Origin of the sequence: Rhodopseudomonas sp. (assembly GCF_013377015.1) — a bacterium.
Classification (GTDB): domain Bacteria; phylum Pseudomonadota; class Alphaproteobacteria; order Rhizobiales; family Xanthobacteraceae; genus JARJEH01.
On the sequence record NZ_JACABA010000007.1, the window covers coordinates 143,617 to 161,069 of the forward strand.

10 protein-coding genes and 1 pseudogene are annotated in these 17,453 nt (G+C 60.6%); 2 read left to right on the forward strand and 9 right to left on the reverse strand.

Features of this window, described 5'->3' with window-relative positions:
* Window positions 1-300 precede the first annotated feature (300 nt).
* Entirely contained in the window at window positions 301-1,545 is a 1,245-nt protein-coding gene (locus tag HXX15_RS21960) for an alpha/beta hydrolase (protein WP_296518958.1), read from the forward strand.
* Window positions 1,546-1,901: 356 nt separating this feature from the next.
* On the opposite strand, the gene HXX15_RS21965 is transcribed toward HXX15_RS21960, so the two are convergent.
* On the reverse strand, window positions 1,902-4,052 hold the full coding sequence (locus HXX15_RS21965) for an alpha/beta hydrolase domain-containing protein (protein WP_296518959.1): 2,151 nt from the start codon (window positions 4,050-4,052) through the stop codon (window positions 1,902-1,904).
* Between the two features lie 90 nt (window positions 4,053-4,142).
* On the opposite strand from HXX15_RS21965, the pseudogene HXX15_RS21970 reads away from it, so the two are divergent.
* A pseudogene (locus tag HXX15_RS21970) lies at window positions 4,143-4,232 on the forward strand (IS5/IS1182 family transposase); the annotation flags it as partial.
* A 217-nt stretch (window positions 4,233-4,449) separates the two neighbouring features.
* On the opposite strand, the gene HXX15_RS21975 reads toward HXX15_RS21970, so the two are convergent.
* The 8 genes from HXX15_RS21975 to HXX15_RS22010 all read right to left on the reverse strand — a co-directional run bounded on the left by HXX15_RS21975 (window position 4,450) and on the right by HXX15_RS22010 (window position 17,446).
* The gene (locus tag HXX15_RS21975) at window positions 4,450-5,376 is read right to left on the reverse strand and encodes a tripartite tricarboxylate transporter substrate binding protein (RefSeq protein WP_296519021.1); all 927 of its coding nucleotides are present in this window, start codon (window positions 5,374-5,376) and stop codon (window positions 4,450-4,452) included.
* A 345-nt stretch (window positions 5,377-5,721) separates the two neighbouring features.
* Window positions 5,722-6,849 (reverse strand): ATP-binding protein, encoded by a 1,128-nt coding sequence (locus HXX15_RS21980; RefSeq protein WP_296518961.1) that lies wholly within the window; start codon window positions 6,847-6,849, stop codon window positions 5,722-5,724.
* Window positions 6,846-7,310, reverse strand: coding sequence for a response regulator (locus HXX15_RS21985; protein ID WP_296518963.1), 465 nt, complete (start codon window positions 7,308-7,310; stop codon window positions 6,846-6,848). The genes HXX15_RS21980 and HXX15_RS21985 overlap by 4 nt, the downstream gene beginning before the upstream one ends.
* Window positions 7,311-7,312: 2 nt before the next feature.
* Complete coding sequence (locus HXX15_RS21990; RefSeq protein WP_296519023.1) at window positions 7,313-9,619, reverse strand: ATP-binding protein; 2,307 nt, start codon at window positions 9,617-9,619, stop codon at window positions 7,313-7,315.
* 35 nt (window positions 9,620-9,654) lie between these two features.
* Window positions 9,655-11,964 carry an ATP-binding protein gene (locus HXX15_RS21995; protein WP_296518966.1) on the reverse strand — a complete coding sequence of 770 codons (2,310 nt, stop codon included), beginning with the start codon at window positions 11,962-11,964 and terminating at the stop codon, window positions 9,655-9,657.
* A 329-nt stretch (window positions 11,965-12,293) separates the two neighbouring features.
* Complete coding sequence (locus HXX15_RS22000; RefSeq protein ID WP_296518968.1) at window positions 12,294-14,108, reverse strand: adenylate/guanylate cyclase domain-containing protein; 1,815 nt, start codon at window positions 14,106-14,108, stop codon at window positions 12,294-12,296.
* 225 nt (window positions 14,109-14,333) lie between these two features.
* Complete coding sequence (locus HXX15_RS22005; protein ID WP_296518969.1) at window positions 14,334-16,097, reverse strand: adenylate/guanylate cyclase domain-containing protein; 1,764 nt, start codon at window positions 16,095-16,097, stop codon at window positions 14,334-14,336.
* A 200-nt stretch (window positions 16,098-16,297) separates the two neighbouring features.
* Window positions 16,298-17,446 (reverse strand): MFS transporter, encoded by a 1,149-nt coding sequence (locus tag HXX15_RS22010; RefSeq protein ID WP_296518971.1) that lies wholly within the window; start codon window positions 17,444-17,446, stop codon window positions 16,298-16,300.
* Window positions 17,447-17,453: the final 7 nt, after the last annotated feature.

Sequence of the window (17,453 nt, forward strand, 5' to 3'; positions counted from 1 at the left end):
TCTCGCGACCCGTTCACTCTGCGGGCTGGCGTCGGTCAATTCAAGTAGCGTTAACAATGAATTAATCAATTCGCTCAATTAGTACAAGATTACCCTATAATCCGGGAAGTCGCGCGCGTGCACTGCACAATCGCGGCTGCGTGCTCACAATCGCGACACGATTTCGTGCTGAGGTTGTTGGTTCGGAATGGGAAAAATCCGAAACGGGGCAGCGCTGAGCGCTGGCCCGCGCGTTTCTTGTGGGGGTGGATGGACGGTTCGGCCAACCAGATGCAGAGACGCGAGCGATCGGGCCGGCCCATGATGTCGGCACGGCCGCGTCGTCTGGGCTTGCGCCGGTTTCCGCGGCTTGCGGTTCTGTCTGCGTTGATCCCGCTCTCCTGCCTGCTGGCGCAATGCGGATCGGCGCCAAACGGCGGCGCCACTGCGCAGCACTCCGGCGCCTCCTTCAACGATCGCTTCCAGGCCGCGGAAGAGCATTCCTTCGACCAGCGCTTTCAATCCGCCGAGGTGTTTTCGCCGCGGCAGCCGGTCGAGCCGAGCCGCAAGCGCGTCGCCTCATTCGAGCCGGCTCCGCCCAAGGCCGAGCGGGCTCAGCCCAAGGTCGCCGCGCTGTCGCCGGCGATGTCGTATCAGCGGCCGCAGACCGCCCAGGAGCTGACCACGCTAGTCAGCCTGCAATCCTCGGCGTTTCCCTATCTGGGCAAAAATCCGCGCACCGACGAGCCGTTCCTGAACATTTCGAACGGCGAGCGCCGCGGCCATCGCGCCAACGGCCGGGTCTATTGGCAGGACGAGACCTACAGCGACAACCGCGTGCTGGTGCACATCCCGAAACAGTTCGACCCGCAGAAGCCCGGCGTGATCGTGGTGTTCTTCCACGGCAACGGCGCCACGCTGGAGCGCGACGTCCGCGACCGCCAATTGGTGCCGCAGCAGATCACCGATTCCGGCGCCAACGCCGTGCTGCTGGCGCCGCAACTCGCGGTGGACGCCGCCGATTCCAGCGCCGGCAAGTTCTGGCAACCCGGCGGACTGAAGCGTTTCCTCGCCGAATCCGCTGAACATCTGGCGCGGCTCACCGGCGATCCGAACGCCGCCAAGGCGTTCGCCAACATGCCGGTGGTGATCGTCGCCTATAGCGGCGGCTTCGTGCCCGCGGCCTACAGCCTCGCAGTCGGCGGACTCGACGGCCGCATCAAGGGCGTGTTCCTGCTCGACGCGCTGTATGGCGAGCTCGACAAATTCGCCGACTGGATCGCCAGCAACCGCTCCGCTTTCTTCGTCTCGTCCTACACTCGCTACACCAAGCGCCGCGACGACGAACTGATGCGGATGCTGCGCGACAAGGGCATCCGGGTCGCCGAAGACATGGACGAGCCGCTGCGGCCCAGCAGCGTGGTGTTCGTACAGACCCCGAACGGCGTCACCCACCGCGACTACGTGACGCACGCCTGGACCGAAAACCCGGTGAAGGACGTGCTCGCGAAGATGGCGGCGATGCCGACGCCGACGCGGGTCGCCAGCAACGCGGTCAGCCGTTAGGAGTGGCCACGAACTTCGGAACGCTGGGATTAGTGAGTTGGAGAACATAGCGGCCGCCGGCTTCAGATACGACGATCCCCCTTCGGAGTTGGGCCGAATAATGGGCTTCCAGTGCGGACAGGCAGAAACGTCTTTACCGATACGAGCGCCCACGTTCCAACTAGGCCGTGAACCCAAAAATTCGCCGGCGGGCGGCTCGCCAAAGTCCGCTATTCTCCGATAGCGAATAAATCCCGCAGCGCAGCGAAACGACGCTAAGTGCCAGAAGCCGACAAGTCATCGTGTTCGACGATCGTCAGTCAGGCCCGATAACACATGGATTGAAGTTTTTGACTGCGTGATGCCCGCAAGCCGCTCTATGGCGCGCTGCGAATACCATCACGCTCCGCTTCCTGGATCAGTCGGGAGGCATCGTCGGCTAACAGGAAGCGTTGGGCAACGAGGTCGTTTGCGGCTTTCTTGAACGCTGCAACATAAGCCTCTTTCGTCGGATACCTTTCCTCAATCGAGGGACGCGAATCTCCGATCGCAAGGCGTTCCTGCCTGGTTGCTGCAAAAGGAATGAAACTGCCGCCAAGTGTGCAGATTCCATCTTCAAAGAAATTCCTGTTGAATAGGTTCCAGCCGGTATAGGTCCCGATTGGAACCGCAACGAAGACGTCACGGATTCCGCCGAGATCATTACCATCAGCGTCCACCTGCGCGACAAGATTGCCGTAGCGGCCCGTGGATAGCTTGGGTGGATCGCCTGAGATGATACCTGATACGTCCGCGCCGTTGTATGCGCTGCCGTAATCCTGGACATGCAATGGATTGTTGTCGGCGATGAACTTTACGGCAGGCCGTGTAACTCCGCCGTAGCTGTTGGCCGGAATGCGCGGAAAATGCACCTGATCCGGCGCAACCAGATTGCCCGCCGTGATGGTCGGCCGGCTGCTGGGCGGTGGTTCGGTCCCATCTTTCACCCAGGCGGCCAGGTGGGTGAGCAGCGCGCGCATGGTCCAGTTGTGCGGATTTGGATTCTGCTGTTGCTGGCAGGCAAGAAATGGTTCCTTGGTCGGCAACGGCAGTTGGGCCTGCGCATGCTGGGTTGATGCCAGGATGTAGCTCCGGACGTTAGCCGGTTCGTCGAGGTCCTTAAGCCCAAGCGGATCGGTAAAGCCGAGCGACTGGCGCAACTCCCACAGTTCCAGGGCAGTAGCGGCATGAACGATTTTCGGACATGTCGAGGTTGCCTGGCAGCGATCGAGAATGCCTTGTGTGCGGCCGGTCAGGGGGTCAGTCACACTCGCGTACGCGAACGGAAACTCAGCCCCGGGGAAAAGATGATCGACCGTATGGGTTGTGGCACGGCCGGGCTGCCCGAAGCGGATGTTAAGCGGCATTAAGCCGCCACCGATGTGGGGTAGTGCACCCTCGAAGACGATCTTGCCCTGTTCGTCACGGTTGAAGCCGAGATGGATCAATGTCCGGATGAACCGCCCGCTCTGGGAGGATCCCATCACGATCGCCTTTCCGCCGGCCACATAAGCAGGATTGGCGATACCGCCGTCATCCTTTGTAGATGTCTTCAGGAATGCGCCGAGGTCGCGCGCGGCGGCAAAGCCGAGCCCCAATACCAGCGGGTCCCTTGCGCGGTAGATCAATTCGTAGATTTGGCCCGGTTTGAAACCGGCTTGATAGCAAAGCTGGGTGTCGCTTGCCGCGGCCGGCTTGCCGACCTCGCACGATCCGAACGACCACTCCGTGTTCGGGATGACGATCCGCGGCTCGTTCTCGCGAACACGCACGGTGAGCGTCGGCAGGAAACCGTCAGCCAACGGCGTCCTGTTGTCGGTGTTGACCGTTGGGTATGGTCTACTGGCGGGAGTAAACCAGCCACTTTGCAGCGCGACAGTCGTGGTCAGAGCGGGTACGGTCAGTTCGTTGCGGACAACGCCGGTGATCGGCGATCCGTCAGCATTCCGAGCAACGGGGACCTGCATCGTCATGCGATTGTTGCCGGCAACAACGTCGGGCTGCCAGCCGAACCAGACTATGGTGTAGCCCTGTTGTTGCATAAAGCCGTCGCCGGCTTCGGTCAGCGCGTTGGTATTGCCAATATTCGCAGGGCCACCGGGAATATCCGTATTGATGAGAGCAAGGCCGCCCTTGTTGCCGCGATTGATAATATTGAAGAACAGCACACCGTTTGCCTTGTTGCGATCAGCCGGCCGCAATATCTCGATGTCGGTGGAATACTCGACCATGCCTTTGGCGTTTTTTGGCGCGAGCGCAATGTCCTGGATCATGGAGTTCGACGACTCCCGCGGATCGACCTCACCGTAGGCCTTGCCGATCACACGCTCATAAACGCCAACCTCGCCGAAGTTGCGACCGCCAAAGGCCGGCTTGGCCTCGGTGATCTCGATTCGCACGATCCGCGCCTGCGAAACCGCGGGCGCAAACGCGACGAAGGCCACCAATACCGAAAATATCGGAGCAATGATCCTTTTCAGAATCGCCATATTTTTCCCCTTCAAATGGTTTGGCCGCGCATTCACCAGAATGCGGCAGCTTAACTGTCCAACCGCGATGCTTGGAAGACATCGGGCCCCCGATACGACAAACTCGCAGCCAACTATCTGGCGTTCGTCAAACTCGCATCAATCCGAATTTGGCTACGCGCTAATGAGTCCACGGCCTAACTGCTCCTTGAGAGATTTCTGCTGGGCCATCAAGCCCCGGATGAAAACACCAACCCGAACATCACTATTGTCGCGAATTTTGTCATCGCAGAGCAGCATTGAGCTAGAACTATTCTCCACAGACACTACTGATCAGCTGAGCGATACATCATTTCGATATTCGTCGGCGAATGCAGTATCGGACGCTTCTCCCTGCAAACTCTTGCTCTCGAGCACGCTAGTCAATTGACACGCCGGTAAACTCAACCACCTTGCGCCATTTGTCGGTCTCCTCAGCGACCAGATTGCCGAACTCGACCGAAGTCATCGACAGCGGCACGCCACCAAGGTCGGCGAGCTTTGCGACCAACTTCGGGTCCTTAAGCGTTGCGGCCACCGCCCTATTAAGAACGTCGACGATCTCGGGCGGTGTCCCCTTCGGAGCTGAGATGCCGTAAAACGCAACGACGTCGAATCCTGGCACACTCTCCGAAATCGCTGGAATGTCCGGCAGGCCGGGCCAGCGCTGCGGCGACGTCACGCCGAGCCCCCGCATGGTTCCTGCGCGCATCTGCTCCAGAGCAGCCGGCAAATTGTCGAACAGAACTTGAACCTTGTTGGTGATGAGATCGGGATATGCGAGCGCCGTGCCGCGATAAGGCACGTGTACCATGTCGGTCCCGGTCAGCGCCTTAAACAACTCGGCCGACATATGGATCGACGAGCCGTTGCCTGATGAGGCATAAGAAACCTTGCCCGGATTGGCCTTACAGTAATCGATGAACTCTTTCACTGACTTCACAGGCAGTGCGGTAGGAACAACCATCAGGTTGGGCAGCCGCATGATGCCGGCGACCGGAGTCGTGTCGCGAATGAAGTCGTAAGGTAGTTTTTTGTACAAAGAAGCGCTGATTGCATTGTTCGACGCGACAAACAGCAAGGTGTAGCCATCGGCCGGCGCACTGACCATTGCCGCTGCCGCGAGATTGCCACCAGAGCCGGTGCGATTTTCCACCACGATCTCCTGCCCGAGACGCTGTGACAGTTCGCGGCTCATCAGCCTAGCCACAACGTCGACCGCGCCGCCGGCGGCAAATCCGACCAGCCATCGCACCGGCCGGCTTGGATAATCCGCCGCTGATGCGTAAGAGGGGCACGCTGCCATGCCCGCCACACAGACCAGAACGAGCCATGCCCGACATGACACGCGATGAAAGGCGGATCGAACAAAGGCTCTCATCTTTCAATGCTCCCTGCCAGCTTGTGTCGTACGGAACGACGATGACGATCAGAAGCGCAACCCGGGTTGAAATCGGCAGATCGACGTCGCCAGAGACGTCTTCAGCGTGAGCGCGAGATTTTTCTTCGTCACCTCCCATTTGGGGGGTCAAGGGCATCCGCTGATAGATCCGCTGTTCTCGTCGCAGGTGGTGGGAAGTCTATCTTGCCCCTTGGGCGCAAACATCGGAGGCACTGTGCGGCCAAGCGGGACCGCAGCGGACGAGGCGCCTTAAAGCGGCACCCGCGCGAACAAGGTGGTGCCGCCGCCGGCGCTGGACTCCAGTTCGAGCACCCCGTGCACGAGCATGAGGCGCTCTCGCATCCCGAGCACTCCGAGGCGTTTCGCCCCGGCATCAGACTGCGTCGAATCGCCGGACACGCCGCGGCCGTCATCCTCGATGATACAGATCACTTCGTTGTCCCTGACCTCCAGGATGATTCCGATGTGCTTGGCTTCGGCGTGTCGCACCACGTTGGTGATCGCTTCCTGAACGACACGATAGAGGGCACTCTCGACATCGGGCGCCAATCGGCGGTTACCCAAAGCCAGGTGCAGATCGAAGGTCAGGCCAGAATGCCTGCCCCACTCGGCAGCGAGCTGGCTGATCGCAGTCTCGAGACCCAGATCGTCGAGCGAAGCCGGCCGGATCTCCCACGCCAGCCGGTGCAGATCGGCACTCATGCGCCTGGTGACCCCCCTCAGCTCGGCGGCCTTCTGGGCGAGTTCGCACCCCAAAACAGGGCAGTGTTCCAGCGCTCCCAGACCGAGTTGCAGCAACGTGACCGACTGGCCGATGTTGTCATGCAATTCCCGGGTGATTCTCCGGCGCTCGGCTTCCTGCTCGGAGACGGTGCGACCGAGTACATTTGAGAGTTCAGCTTCGACATTTTTGCGCCGCTCGGTTTCGAGCTTCAGTTCGTCAACGACCGCCCGGGTCTGGGCCAGGCGCTGTGCAATTTCAGCAACCTTTTGTGCGTGGCGCGTGGCGTAGCGCACCGCGCGATCGAGAATGACGGCATCGAACTCGCCCTTCGCCAGATAGTCGTTGGCGCCGATTTCGGTAGCGGCTGCGTCAACTGCGGCGTTGCCATACGCCGTGAGCAGGATGATGGGCTTCATCAGGCCACGCTCACGCGCGGATCGGATGAGATCTAGCCCGCTGTCCGGGCCGAGCTTGAAATCAATGAGGTAGACCTCATGCTGATCGCTTTGGAGGGCCGCGAGCCCTTCCGCAAAGCTCGAGGCCCAGTCCAAGCGGTAACGCGGTGCGGCTATCTTTTGCAGCATTCGGTCCAGCGACCGATACTCGATTTCCGCATCGTCGACGAGCAGTGCGTTGATGGTTCCACCACTCATGACAGCGATGTTTCCACGACCGGCAGCGACGCAGTCACCATCCAGAATTGCCACAGCGAGGTGATCTTGGCCACATAGTCTGGAATGTTGGCGGGCTTGACAAGATAGGCATTGATACCGATCGAGTACGCTTCCGTGATGTGCTTCTGACTCTCGGACGTCGACAGGGCGATCACCGGCAAATGCCGGAGAGTTTCGTCGGCACGTAGAATGTGGATCACCTTGCGCCCGTCGAGACGCGGCATGTTGAGATCGAGAAGAATCAGAGCAGGCGTCGGCGCGGACAACTCTTCCGCAAAGTTCCCGCGACGATACAGATAGTCCAGCATCTGCTCGCCGTCGCCGACGAAATGCAAATCGGCGGTTATTCCGGCCCGCGAGAAGACCTCCTTCAGGATCATCTTGTCGTAGTTGTGATCCTCGGCGACCAGCACAGTCGGCACGGTGTTATCACGATGCATACTCATATCTTGTGATCCGGTCGGTGCGGGATAGGCAGCGGCAGCGTGAAAGCGAAAGCGGAGCCGAAGCCGAGCCGGCTATGCGCCGAAATCCTTCCGCCATGGCGCTGCACGATCTTGCGGCAGATCGCCAGCCCGATGCCAGTGCCTTCGTATTCGTCCGGTCCGTGCAGCCGCTGGAACGGCTCGAAGATCTGCTCGCAGTACTTTTCATCGAAGCCGATGCCGTTGTCTTCAACCACGATCCGCACAAGGCGTTGCGGTTCGTCGTTGGCGGGCGAGAACTCGCCAGGCGTTCCAGCCTCGAATGTAGCGCTGATGGTGATCTGCGGCGAGCGCGCTGCGTCGCGGTATTTCAGCGAATTGGAAATCAGGTTCTGCAGCAACTGCCTAATCTGACTACGGTCGCAAAGCACGACGGGCAGCGGTCCGGATGAAACGGCCGCGCGGGTGTCATGCATCATCGGTTTGAGGTCAGCCAGTACTTCGGCCAGCACCTCGTCCAGCGGCACCGGAACAGCGGGCCGCGCATCGCGGCCGACGCGCGAATACTCACTGAGATCATTGATCAGGGTCCGCAGTCGTCGCGACGACGCCTCGATCCCGTCGACCATGGCGCTCAACCGGGCCCTGACCTCGGGCGACAAGGAATCCTTGAGCAATCCGGCAAAAGCTTCGATATGGCGCAGCGGCTCCTTGAGGTCGTGGGCCGCTACGTAGGCGAACGATTCCAGTTCGTCGTTGCTTCGCGAAAGCTCGCGGTTGGCACGCTCCAGGGCATCGGCACTGCCTAGAATAACGTCGACCACCAGATCGCGGATTTCGACCGCCGCGGCAATCTCGTGGCTCCGCCACGGCTTGGACCGGCCGCGAACTTCCTCGCGCCAGGCGTCGAACGAAGCACGCGTTTGAAGTCTTCCCCCGTGCGGCCCGATCCGAACCGGCTTGTGCGGATCGCCGCCCCAAGTGACGGTCTGCGCCTGCTCCGGACGAAACCAGAGCATCAAGGTCGATGACACTCGGCCGAGCGGAACGGCGACAATTCCGCTGGCGATATGCGTGTACTGCGAAGCCTCGGCATAGCGGGTCGAAAGGCTGTCGGTTTCGAACGCGTCGTGCGGCTCGTTGCGCGCCAGCCACACCGCCAGGTCGAGTATCTGGTTGTCCGACGGGGTGATGCCGAAGGTTGTGATTCCGTCGAACCCGCAAAGCGCAAACCCCGAGGCATCCATCAGCGCGAGCATATCGGCGCCGCCTCGGACAAGCCATTGCTTGAGGTCGCGCTCATCGCCGAGTTCGTGCAGCATCCGGTTCTGCATCGCCCGTACCCGGACGTTGTGGCCGACGATCTCGGCCTCTTCTGCCACGGTGATCTGCCAGGTTACCACTTGCGCGATCAGCTCGCAGGCCTGCCTGACCTCGAACGAGACGAAGCGTGGCAACGTGTTGTGGCAAGAGATCATCCCCCACAATTTGCCATCTCGAACAATCGAGACCGACATCGCGCCATAGACTGCCATGTTGACCATGTATTCGACATGGAGCGGCGAGACACTGCGCAGCACCGCGAAACTGAGATCGATCGGCCCCCCGGTCGACGGATTGAAGTCGGGCACCAGCGGCGTCGGACGATAGCCGATATCGGGAATGATGCGGATCACGTTGCTCGTATACAGCGCGCGTGACTGGGCCGGGATGTCGGAAGCCGGGAAGCAGAAGTCGTACAGTGACGGAATGCTGTCGACGCGATCCTCCGCGATCACCTGACCGCTCCAGTCCTTGGCGAAGCGGTAGATTTTGACCCGGTCGAAGCCGGTCAGGCGCCGCACCTCGCGAGCCGCTATATCGCAGACCGTCGCGAGATCGGTTGCGGCCTGCAGACGATGGATCGCAGTCCGAATGCTACGGAAGAATTCGGCTGGTGGCTTTTCATTCGAGGTCCGGGGTTCCAGCTCGAGGATGGTGAGCCCGTCATGGCGGTGCACAATGCCGTCGAACGGTTGCTCGCCTGCCGGCGTGAGCAGATCGATCGAGATCGGGTTGAATGCGGCAAGGTCCCGACTTGACAGCACGGCGGTCAGATTGTCGAAGCTCTGCCCGGTCATTCTGGCCGCCATCGGCTCGCAAAGAACCGCCTCGGGCGAGAGTCCGGTAAGCGCCTCGATGTTGGCGCTCACCGAAACGGGTTGCAGTTCAGGCTCGACAAATGCCAGCAAGTAGCCGTGCGGCTGGATCTTTCCGGGGATGTGGATCGGCTCGCGGTCGCACTCGGTCAGATCGAGTGCCGTGCGATCCCCATAGATGTCCATCAGGTTTGGCGGCGTCGGTGACTTCTGGGAATTGCTCATGTTGAGCGCCGATCCGCTGCAAGCGAATTATTTTCAGCCGGCTTCGCCAGGGTGAACCAGAACGTGGAGCCGATGCCGGGCACGGTTTCGACGCCGACCGAACCGCCGTGGCGCTGCACGATCTTGCGACAGATCGCGAGCCCGATTCCGCTGCCTTCATATTCGTCAGGTCCGTGCAGGCGCTGAAAGGGCTCGAAGATTTGTTCGGCATATTTCGGATCGAAGCCGATGCCGTTGTCGCTGACGCAAATCCGCGTGGCAGAAGCCCTTGTCCCGTCGCCACGATACTCCTCCTCGTGCCATGCCGAGGCGAAGATGCGGATACGGCACGGCCGCGCCGGATGGCGATACTTGATCGCGTTCGATACCAGATTCTGCAGCACCTGGCGCATCTGGTTGCGGTCGCAAGACACAATCGGCAGAGCGTCGATCTCCACGGTCGCCGCCGCCTCATCGATCCGCTGGTGCAGGTCGGCAACCACTTCTTGCGCAATCTCCTGCAGTGACGCCGGCGCGAATGGTTTCGCCTGCTGTCCGACTTGGGAGAATTCGGCGAGGTCATTGATCAGGTTACGCAGTCGCCGTGACGAACTCTCGATCCCGCTGACCAGGTTTCGAAGCCGCTCGTCGCCGATCGGACGGATCGATTCACCCAGCATGCCGGCAAACGCTTCAATGTGACGAAGTGGCTCCTTGATGTCGTGCGAAGCGACGTGAGCGAATGCCTCCAGTTCCTCGTTGCTTCGCGCGAGCTGCGTGTTCACGCGCTCGAGCTTCTCGGTGTTGCGGAGAATAACGTCGATGACAAGGTCGCGAATTTCAACGGCTGCTGCAATCTCGTGGCTCTGCCAAGGGATGGCCCGGCCGCGGGTTTCCTCGGTCCAGGACGCAAATGATTTTCGAGGACTGAGGCGCAATTCTCCCTGCCCGGCGATAACAGGCTTGTCGGGGTTTCCGGCCCAGTAAACGGTTTGAGCGACCTCTGGCCGAAACCACAGCATTACGCGGCGTGGCGGCGAGCGGGACAACGGAACGGCCAGCACCCCGCTGGCCACATAGGTATAGGCGGCTGCTTCAGGCAGGATGGCGGACAGCCGGTCAGTCTGAAACAACTCGGCATCGTCGGTCCCTCCAACCAGATTGACGAGGCTTTCGATCTCCGCTTCGGACGGCGTGGTGCCAAGAGTCATGATGCCCTCCTGGCTATGGAGGCAAAGACCTGAAGCCCCCATCAGCTCGAGCAGAGCTTCGCTGTTGCGCACCAATCCTGCGCGATGATCGTGTAGTTGCTCGATGTCGCTGATCAGACTGCGTTGGATTGCCTTGCCTTTCAGGGTCTGACGGGTAACCGTTTCCTCTTCCATCACGCCGATCTGCCAGGCGAGGACCTGCGCCACCAGTTCAGATGCTTGGCGAGCATCGGGGCCGACATGGCGCGGTTCGCGATTGTGGCAGGCAATCAAACCCCACAATCTGTCGCCACGCATGATCGAGATCGACATGGTGCCACGCATCCCGATGTTGCGCATGTATTCGAGATGGATCGGCGACACGCTGCGCAACACCGCCAGGCTGAGATCGATCGGTCGGCCGGTACGGGGGTTGAGGTTGGGAAGAATCGGGGCCGGCAGGTAGTTGATGTCGGGAATGATGCGGAGCGGGTTGAGCGCATAGAGCTTACGGGCCTGAACCGGAATGTCCGAGGGCGGAAAGTGCAGCCCCAGGAACGATTCGACCGCCTCTATGCGGTCCTCGGCGATCACCTGACCGCTGAAGTCCGCGGCGAAACGGTAGACCTTGACGCGGTCAAAGCCGGTGATCCGACGCACTTCGCGCGCCGCCGCCGCGCAGGCGTCGTCCAATGTCTTCGCGGCTTGCAGCCTCTTGATGGCTCCGCTGGTGCGGCCGAAGAAGGCGTGCGAGTCGGCGAGGTCTTTCTCAGGAATCTCGAGTTCTATGAACGTCAAACCCTCGTTGCGGTGGATCAGGCCCATGAATTCCGCATCGACGCCCCGCGCGAAGCGCATCGCGATCGGCGAACCCACGCTGACGCCGGGCTCGCCCAGCAACTCGCGCAACCTCGCCGTGCTGCCGGCATCGAACACGTCGGCCAGAGACCCGCCGAGCACATCATCGGGCCGGAACGGGGCGAACTGTGGCAGATTTGAGCTGACGCTGACGGTCTGGAAGCTGTCTTCCGCAAAGGCGATCAAAACGCCATGCGGTTGAATGGCCCCCGGAATATGAATCGGTTCGCGATCGCAATTCGTGAGGTCTACCGTGTCCGGTACCGGACGGTCATTCATTTCAATCTCACGGTCGGAGAGTTCGCACAACTTTTCATTTTGATCCGACTCGCAGTTTCTCCTTTGATTTCGCTCAATAAGCCGAACTCAAGACGAGCGAGACGGCGGCCACAACGCGCGCGCGAATTCCACGCTCTCGCTACGGGACGGCAACTTCAAAATAGTCTCGCAGGCATTTCCGAAAAGGGGTCAAAAGGCGACCTGATGGCCCCATAAGGCCTCTTCCGTTGTACCCTCAGGACCGGACATAGCCGACCGGGCGGGTCAAGGCGGTTTCGTGCCAACAGCGGAAGCCGCGGCCCTATCCGATCACTCGTCGGCAAGCGACGTCAGCCCTCCGGCACCCCCGCTAGTCGCATGCCCTCAACCAGGCGTTCGCGTCCGGCACGGTACGTCGGATTGTCACTGTATGCATACGTAACATCACGGTAGCGTCGTATGGTGAAACGCGGATCGAGCGCAAGACCCGCATTCACGGCTGCCCGAGCCTCGTCCAGTTTTCCCAGTCGTGCGAGTACGGCGGCGAGATCGAAATGCCTGACGGAATAATTCGGGTTTGCGTCGAGACCCCGGCGTATCCAGACGACCGCATCAGTTTCGGCGTTTAGTTGCGCCTTGGCGAGGCCGATCCAAGCCCACCATCGAGTAGCCAAGGTGTCGCGGGGAGAAACGCGGAACGCCTCGTTGATGTGAGTCTCGGTTTCTTCGCCCCGACCAAGAAGATACTTAGCGTAGCCGATAAGCGCGTGGGCGCGGGCCAAATTTCGATCCAGAGCCAACGCATGCTCAAGTTCAGCGATGCCCTGAGCAGCACGTCCCGTAAATATTTGCACAGCTCCCAAAATGTAATGAGCAGAAGCATGGTTCGGTGCGAGGGATACCACCTTGGTTATAGTTGTCTCTGCCGCCGCAAACCGCGCTAACCAATCGTCGGTCATAACCGCAACCCCAATTGACCAATCGACCCGCGCCAAACCGACCATCGCCTCGACATTTTCGGGATCCAGCGAAACGGCCTGCTCGAAAAAGCTTTGAGCTCTTGCCATGCAATCGGGAGTCAGCCCCTTGTTGAGCCAAGCCCTTCCCTGGAAGACCAAGTCCACCGCTTCTGGGTGCGGTGAACGCTCCGCTCGGCGGGCTTCGGCGGCAATCAATTCGGCGTCGAGCGTGTTCGCGAGCCTCGATACAATCTCGTCCTGCATATCGAAGAGGTCGGCAAGGGGCTTGTCAAAACGTTCTGCCCATAGGTGATTGCCGGTTTCGGCATCGATCAGCTGCACGTTCATCCGAAGACGGTTGCCAGCACGTTGCACAGAGCCCTCAAGTACATAGCGGACATTCAGCTCACGTCCCAATTTCTTTATGTCAACGGCTTTTCCCTTGAAGGTGAATGCGGTGTTGCGCGCTATCACGAACGCGCCAGCGATGCGCGATAAGTCCGTGGTCAGGCTCTCGGTCAGCCCGTCCACGAAATACTCTTGCTCGGAATCGATCCCGATATTCGTGAACGGCAGCACGACAATGGAAAGACGTGGAGTTGAGACTACTTTCGGCTCAAAAGATGCCTTAGGTTCGCTTAATGACGAACCTAATTGTCCTGCAAAAGGGTTTCGATCAGTCAACTGAACCCGCCACGCCTGCACTGGCTCGACGATATTCTTGAGGAACTGTGGTCCTATATCGTCACAGACAAAGTCAACCTTGCCCCGGACCTGCCGAAAGGCATCATTAGACATGCAGACCCCGCCCGGCTCGGCGATGCCCTCAAGGCGGGCAGCAACGTTGACGCCATCTCCGAAGATGTCGTCGTCATCGATCATGATGTCCCCGACGTGGATGCCGATCCGGAACTGGATCCTTTGGTCCGGCGGCACAGATGCATTCTGGTTGGCAATGCCATTCTGGATTTCAACTGCACCGCGTACCGCATCCACGGCGCTGGCAAACTCGACCAACATGCCATCGCCGGTCGTCTTGACGATCCGACCTCGATGGGCGGCAATGGTCGGGTCAACAAGGGCCTTTCTGACGCCCTTTAGCCTGGCCAGCGTGCCTTCCTCGTCAACGCCCATAAGACGGCTATATCCGGCCACATCCGCCGCCAACACCGCCGCCAGTCGTCGTTCCACGCGCTCGGCGGTCAATGAACACCCCTGGACTTTGTGAGTTCAGCCCTACGCATCAAAGCATATCGGGCCGCTGTTGGACTAGGGCCGACTTCCGATGCGAGTCAAAAGGCGATCTGATGGCCACACAAGGCCTCTTCCGTTGTACCCTCACGACCGGACATGGCCGACCGGGCGGGTCAAGTCGGTTTCGTGCCAACACCGGAAGTCGACACCTGCCGTGTTCGTGTCCGGGCCGCTCGCCTATTCCGGCAGACCGGCCGTTCGCAAAGCCTCGTCCAGTTTGAAGCGAAATTCGGCCTTGCGGAGCGGAAACATCTCTCGGGCACGCGCCAAGCGGAGGTTGGGATCAAGTTTGATCAGTTCCGCAGCCGCCACTCTCGCTTCGTCGATCTGTCCAGCCGCCACGCAGTTCGCGAGCAGTGATCCGAAGGCCTGAACGTTTGGATAGACGGTCGCCACACTCCTCGCAAGCGCGAGCCCCTCTTGATATCGGCCCTGAAGCCACAGCGCCCACGCTATGCCGGCAGATGAGCCTACTCTCATGGAATCCAGTGGACTGAAGCGGATCATTGATTGAAAGTTCTCGATTGCGCGTTCCGGCTCACACGCGATCACTGATATCCATCCGAAAGAAGAACGTGCAATGGCAAGATTTGGATTAAGTGTGAGCGCTTTCTCGACCATTGCGGCACCACGGTCGAATTCGTTCCCGAGGTGCACGAGAGTATGGCCGCATCGCGCCAGCACAAAGGCCTCTTCGCTGCCGATTTGTGCAGCGATGTTCGCAAGCCTGAGCGCCTCTGCGCGCATTTCAGCCGTCAAGGGTTCGCCTCCCACACCCTGCTGCATATGGAGTGTTATCGCCGCCATCGCGTATGCAGCAGCAAACTCCGGGTCCAGCTCAAATGCCTTCTTGAATAACTCGCGGGCCTCCACCCATGCCCTTTTGTAATGTTGAGCGAGACCCCGCAGGTAAAGGTCGTAGCTGTCCAGGCTGTTGGTTGACTTTTTCCGCGCACGCTCGATCTCGGCTTCTTCGATCTGCGGCGCAATCAAGCCTACGACCGTAGCGGTTATTTGATCCTGAAGATCGAATACATCATCCAGCGAACCGTCGAATTTGTCCGCCCAGAGATGCCTGTCGGTTGTCGCCTCAATCAGCTGGCCTGTGACACGAACGCGATTCCCGGATCTTCTTACACTGCCTTCGAGCACATAGCGCACACCGAGATCGCGACCGACTTGTCTAACATCAACCGCTTTGCCCTTGTAGGTAAAGCTCGAATTGCGCGCGATCACGAACAGCGATTTGAATTTCGACAGCGCGGTGATGATGTCTTCGACCATGCCGTCGGCGAAGTATTCCTGATCGGGATCACCGCTCATGTTCGTAAACGGCAAAACCGCAATCGACGGTTTATCGGGGATCGCGAGCGGCACCCAGGCATTCGACGACGCTGCAATGGGCGATACGCCCTTCGTACCTACGGCAAAAGTCCGAATTGGCTCTTCGATGTTCTTGACCTGCTGTGCGCCCAGATCAGTGAATGCAAAAGGCAGGATTTTTCTGACCTGATCGTGCGCTACGCCAGAGATACAAGTGCCACCAGCACTGGCGAGGGTTTGCAGCCGTGCAGCGATATTGACGCCATCGCCAAACAGGTCACCGCCCTTCACCATCACATCGCCAACATGAATGCCGATCCGAAAGTTAATGTGATGATCCGGTGAGAGGGCCGCATTGGCTTCGGCAAGGGCTGCCTGCGCCTCGACGGCGCACTGAACGGCATCAACGGTGCTACCGAACTCGGCCAGTACGCTATCCCCAGCGGTATTGGCTATGCGGCCCCGGTGAGCGGAAATCAGGCCGTCGAGGATCGTGCGCCGTTGGGTCAATTCCCGCAGGGTACTGACCTCATTGGCCCCCATCAGGCGGCTGTATCCCTCGACATCGGCAGCGAAGATCGCGACTAACCTACGCTCTGCATCAATTGCTTTCGTCAAAACGTGCCCCTAACGCCCTGCTACAGCCTATCGCGGGACTGGGTGGCAGAACACCTCAAAAAAAATGCGATGAACCGGCGTGCCGGGCGAGGCTCCCATGTCCGAGTCGGGTCTTGGCGGACATGCGCCGGGTTCAATGGGGTGTCTGCTTTCCCCAAGACATCGGACCTCGCGATTTGTCAGGGCCCGCCCTCCCCGCGCTATCGCGTCCCACCTCGGGTCGCGAACACCGCGATGCCGAGCGCCAGCGCGATGAACGCCATCGACACGTAGCCGGTCTCGCGCAGCCATCCGCTGGCGAACAGCGCGCCACCAATCGCGGAGCCGACCGCCTGGCCGATATACAAGACCGAGGTGTTGAGCGACACCGTGGCGCTGGCCAGCGTCGGATCGGCGCCGACGAGGCGCACCTGCTGCATCGAATTGGTCGAGGCGAAGCCGAGCCCCCAGATGCCGACGCCGAACGCCATCACGGCGAAACTGCCGGCGCCGAGCGTCCAGACGCTGGCGCCGGTGAGCAGCACGGCGATGAACAGCAACGAGGTGCGGTAGGCGCCCCAGATGTCGACGATCCGGCTGGCGACCATGTTGCCGACGAAGCCGCAGACGCCGTAGATCGCAAACACCAGGCCGATCGCATCGGCGCTGGCGGCGGTGAGCCGCGCCAGCAACGGGCCGAAGTAAGTGAACACGGCGAACTGGCCTGAGGTCTGTACCGCGGTCACCAGCAGCAGCATCAGGATCAGCCGGTTGCGCGCGACGGCGGTCCAGGTCTTCAGATTGACCGGCGCGCCAGTCAAGCCGCCGGGCAGCCGCCAGGCCAGCAGCACGAAGCTCGCCGCCCCGATCAGCGCGACTCCGCCAAAGGCCGCGCGCCAGCCGTAGCGGCTGGCGATGAACGTCACCAGCGGCAGGCCGAACGCCACCGCCAGCGACCAGCCGAGAAACACATACGCCATGGTGCCGCCGCGCTTGTCCGGCGGCACCACCAAGGCGGCGGTGCCGGCAGCCTGCGGCGTGTACAGCGAGCCGATCGACAGCATGATGAGGCGGATGATCAGCAGCGCGGCGTAGCTCGGCGCCAACGCCGAAGCCAGATTGCTCAGTGCCAGCACCGCCAGCGTCGCGCCCAGCAAGGTGCGGCGCTCGATCCGGCTGGTCAGCCACGCCGTCAGCGGCGAGCCGATGCACAGCACCACCGCGCCGAAGGTAATCAGCAGGCCAGCGTCGCGGATGGTGACGCCGAGATCGGCGGACAATTCGCCCAGCATGCCGGCTGGCGCCAGAACCGAAGTTCCGGTGACAAAATTGCCGAGCATCAGGGCGGTGGGGGCATAGGAGCGGGACATCGCCCCG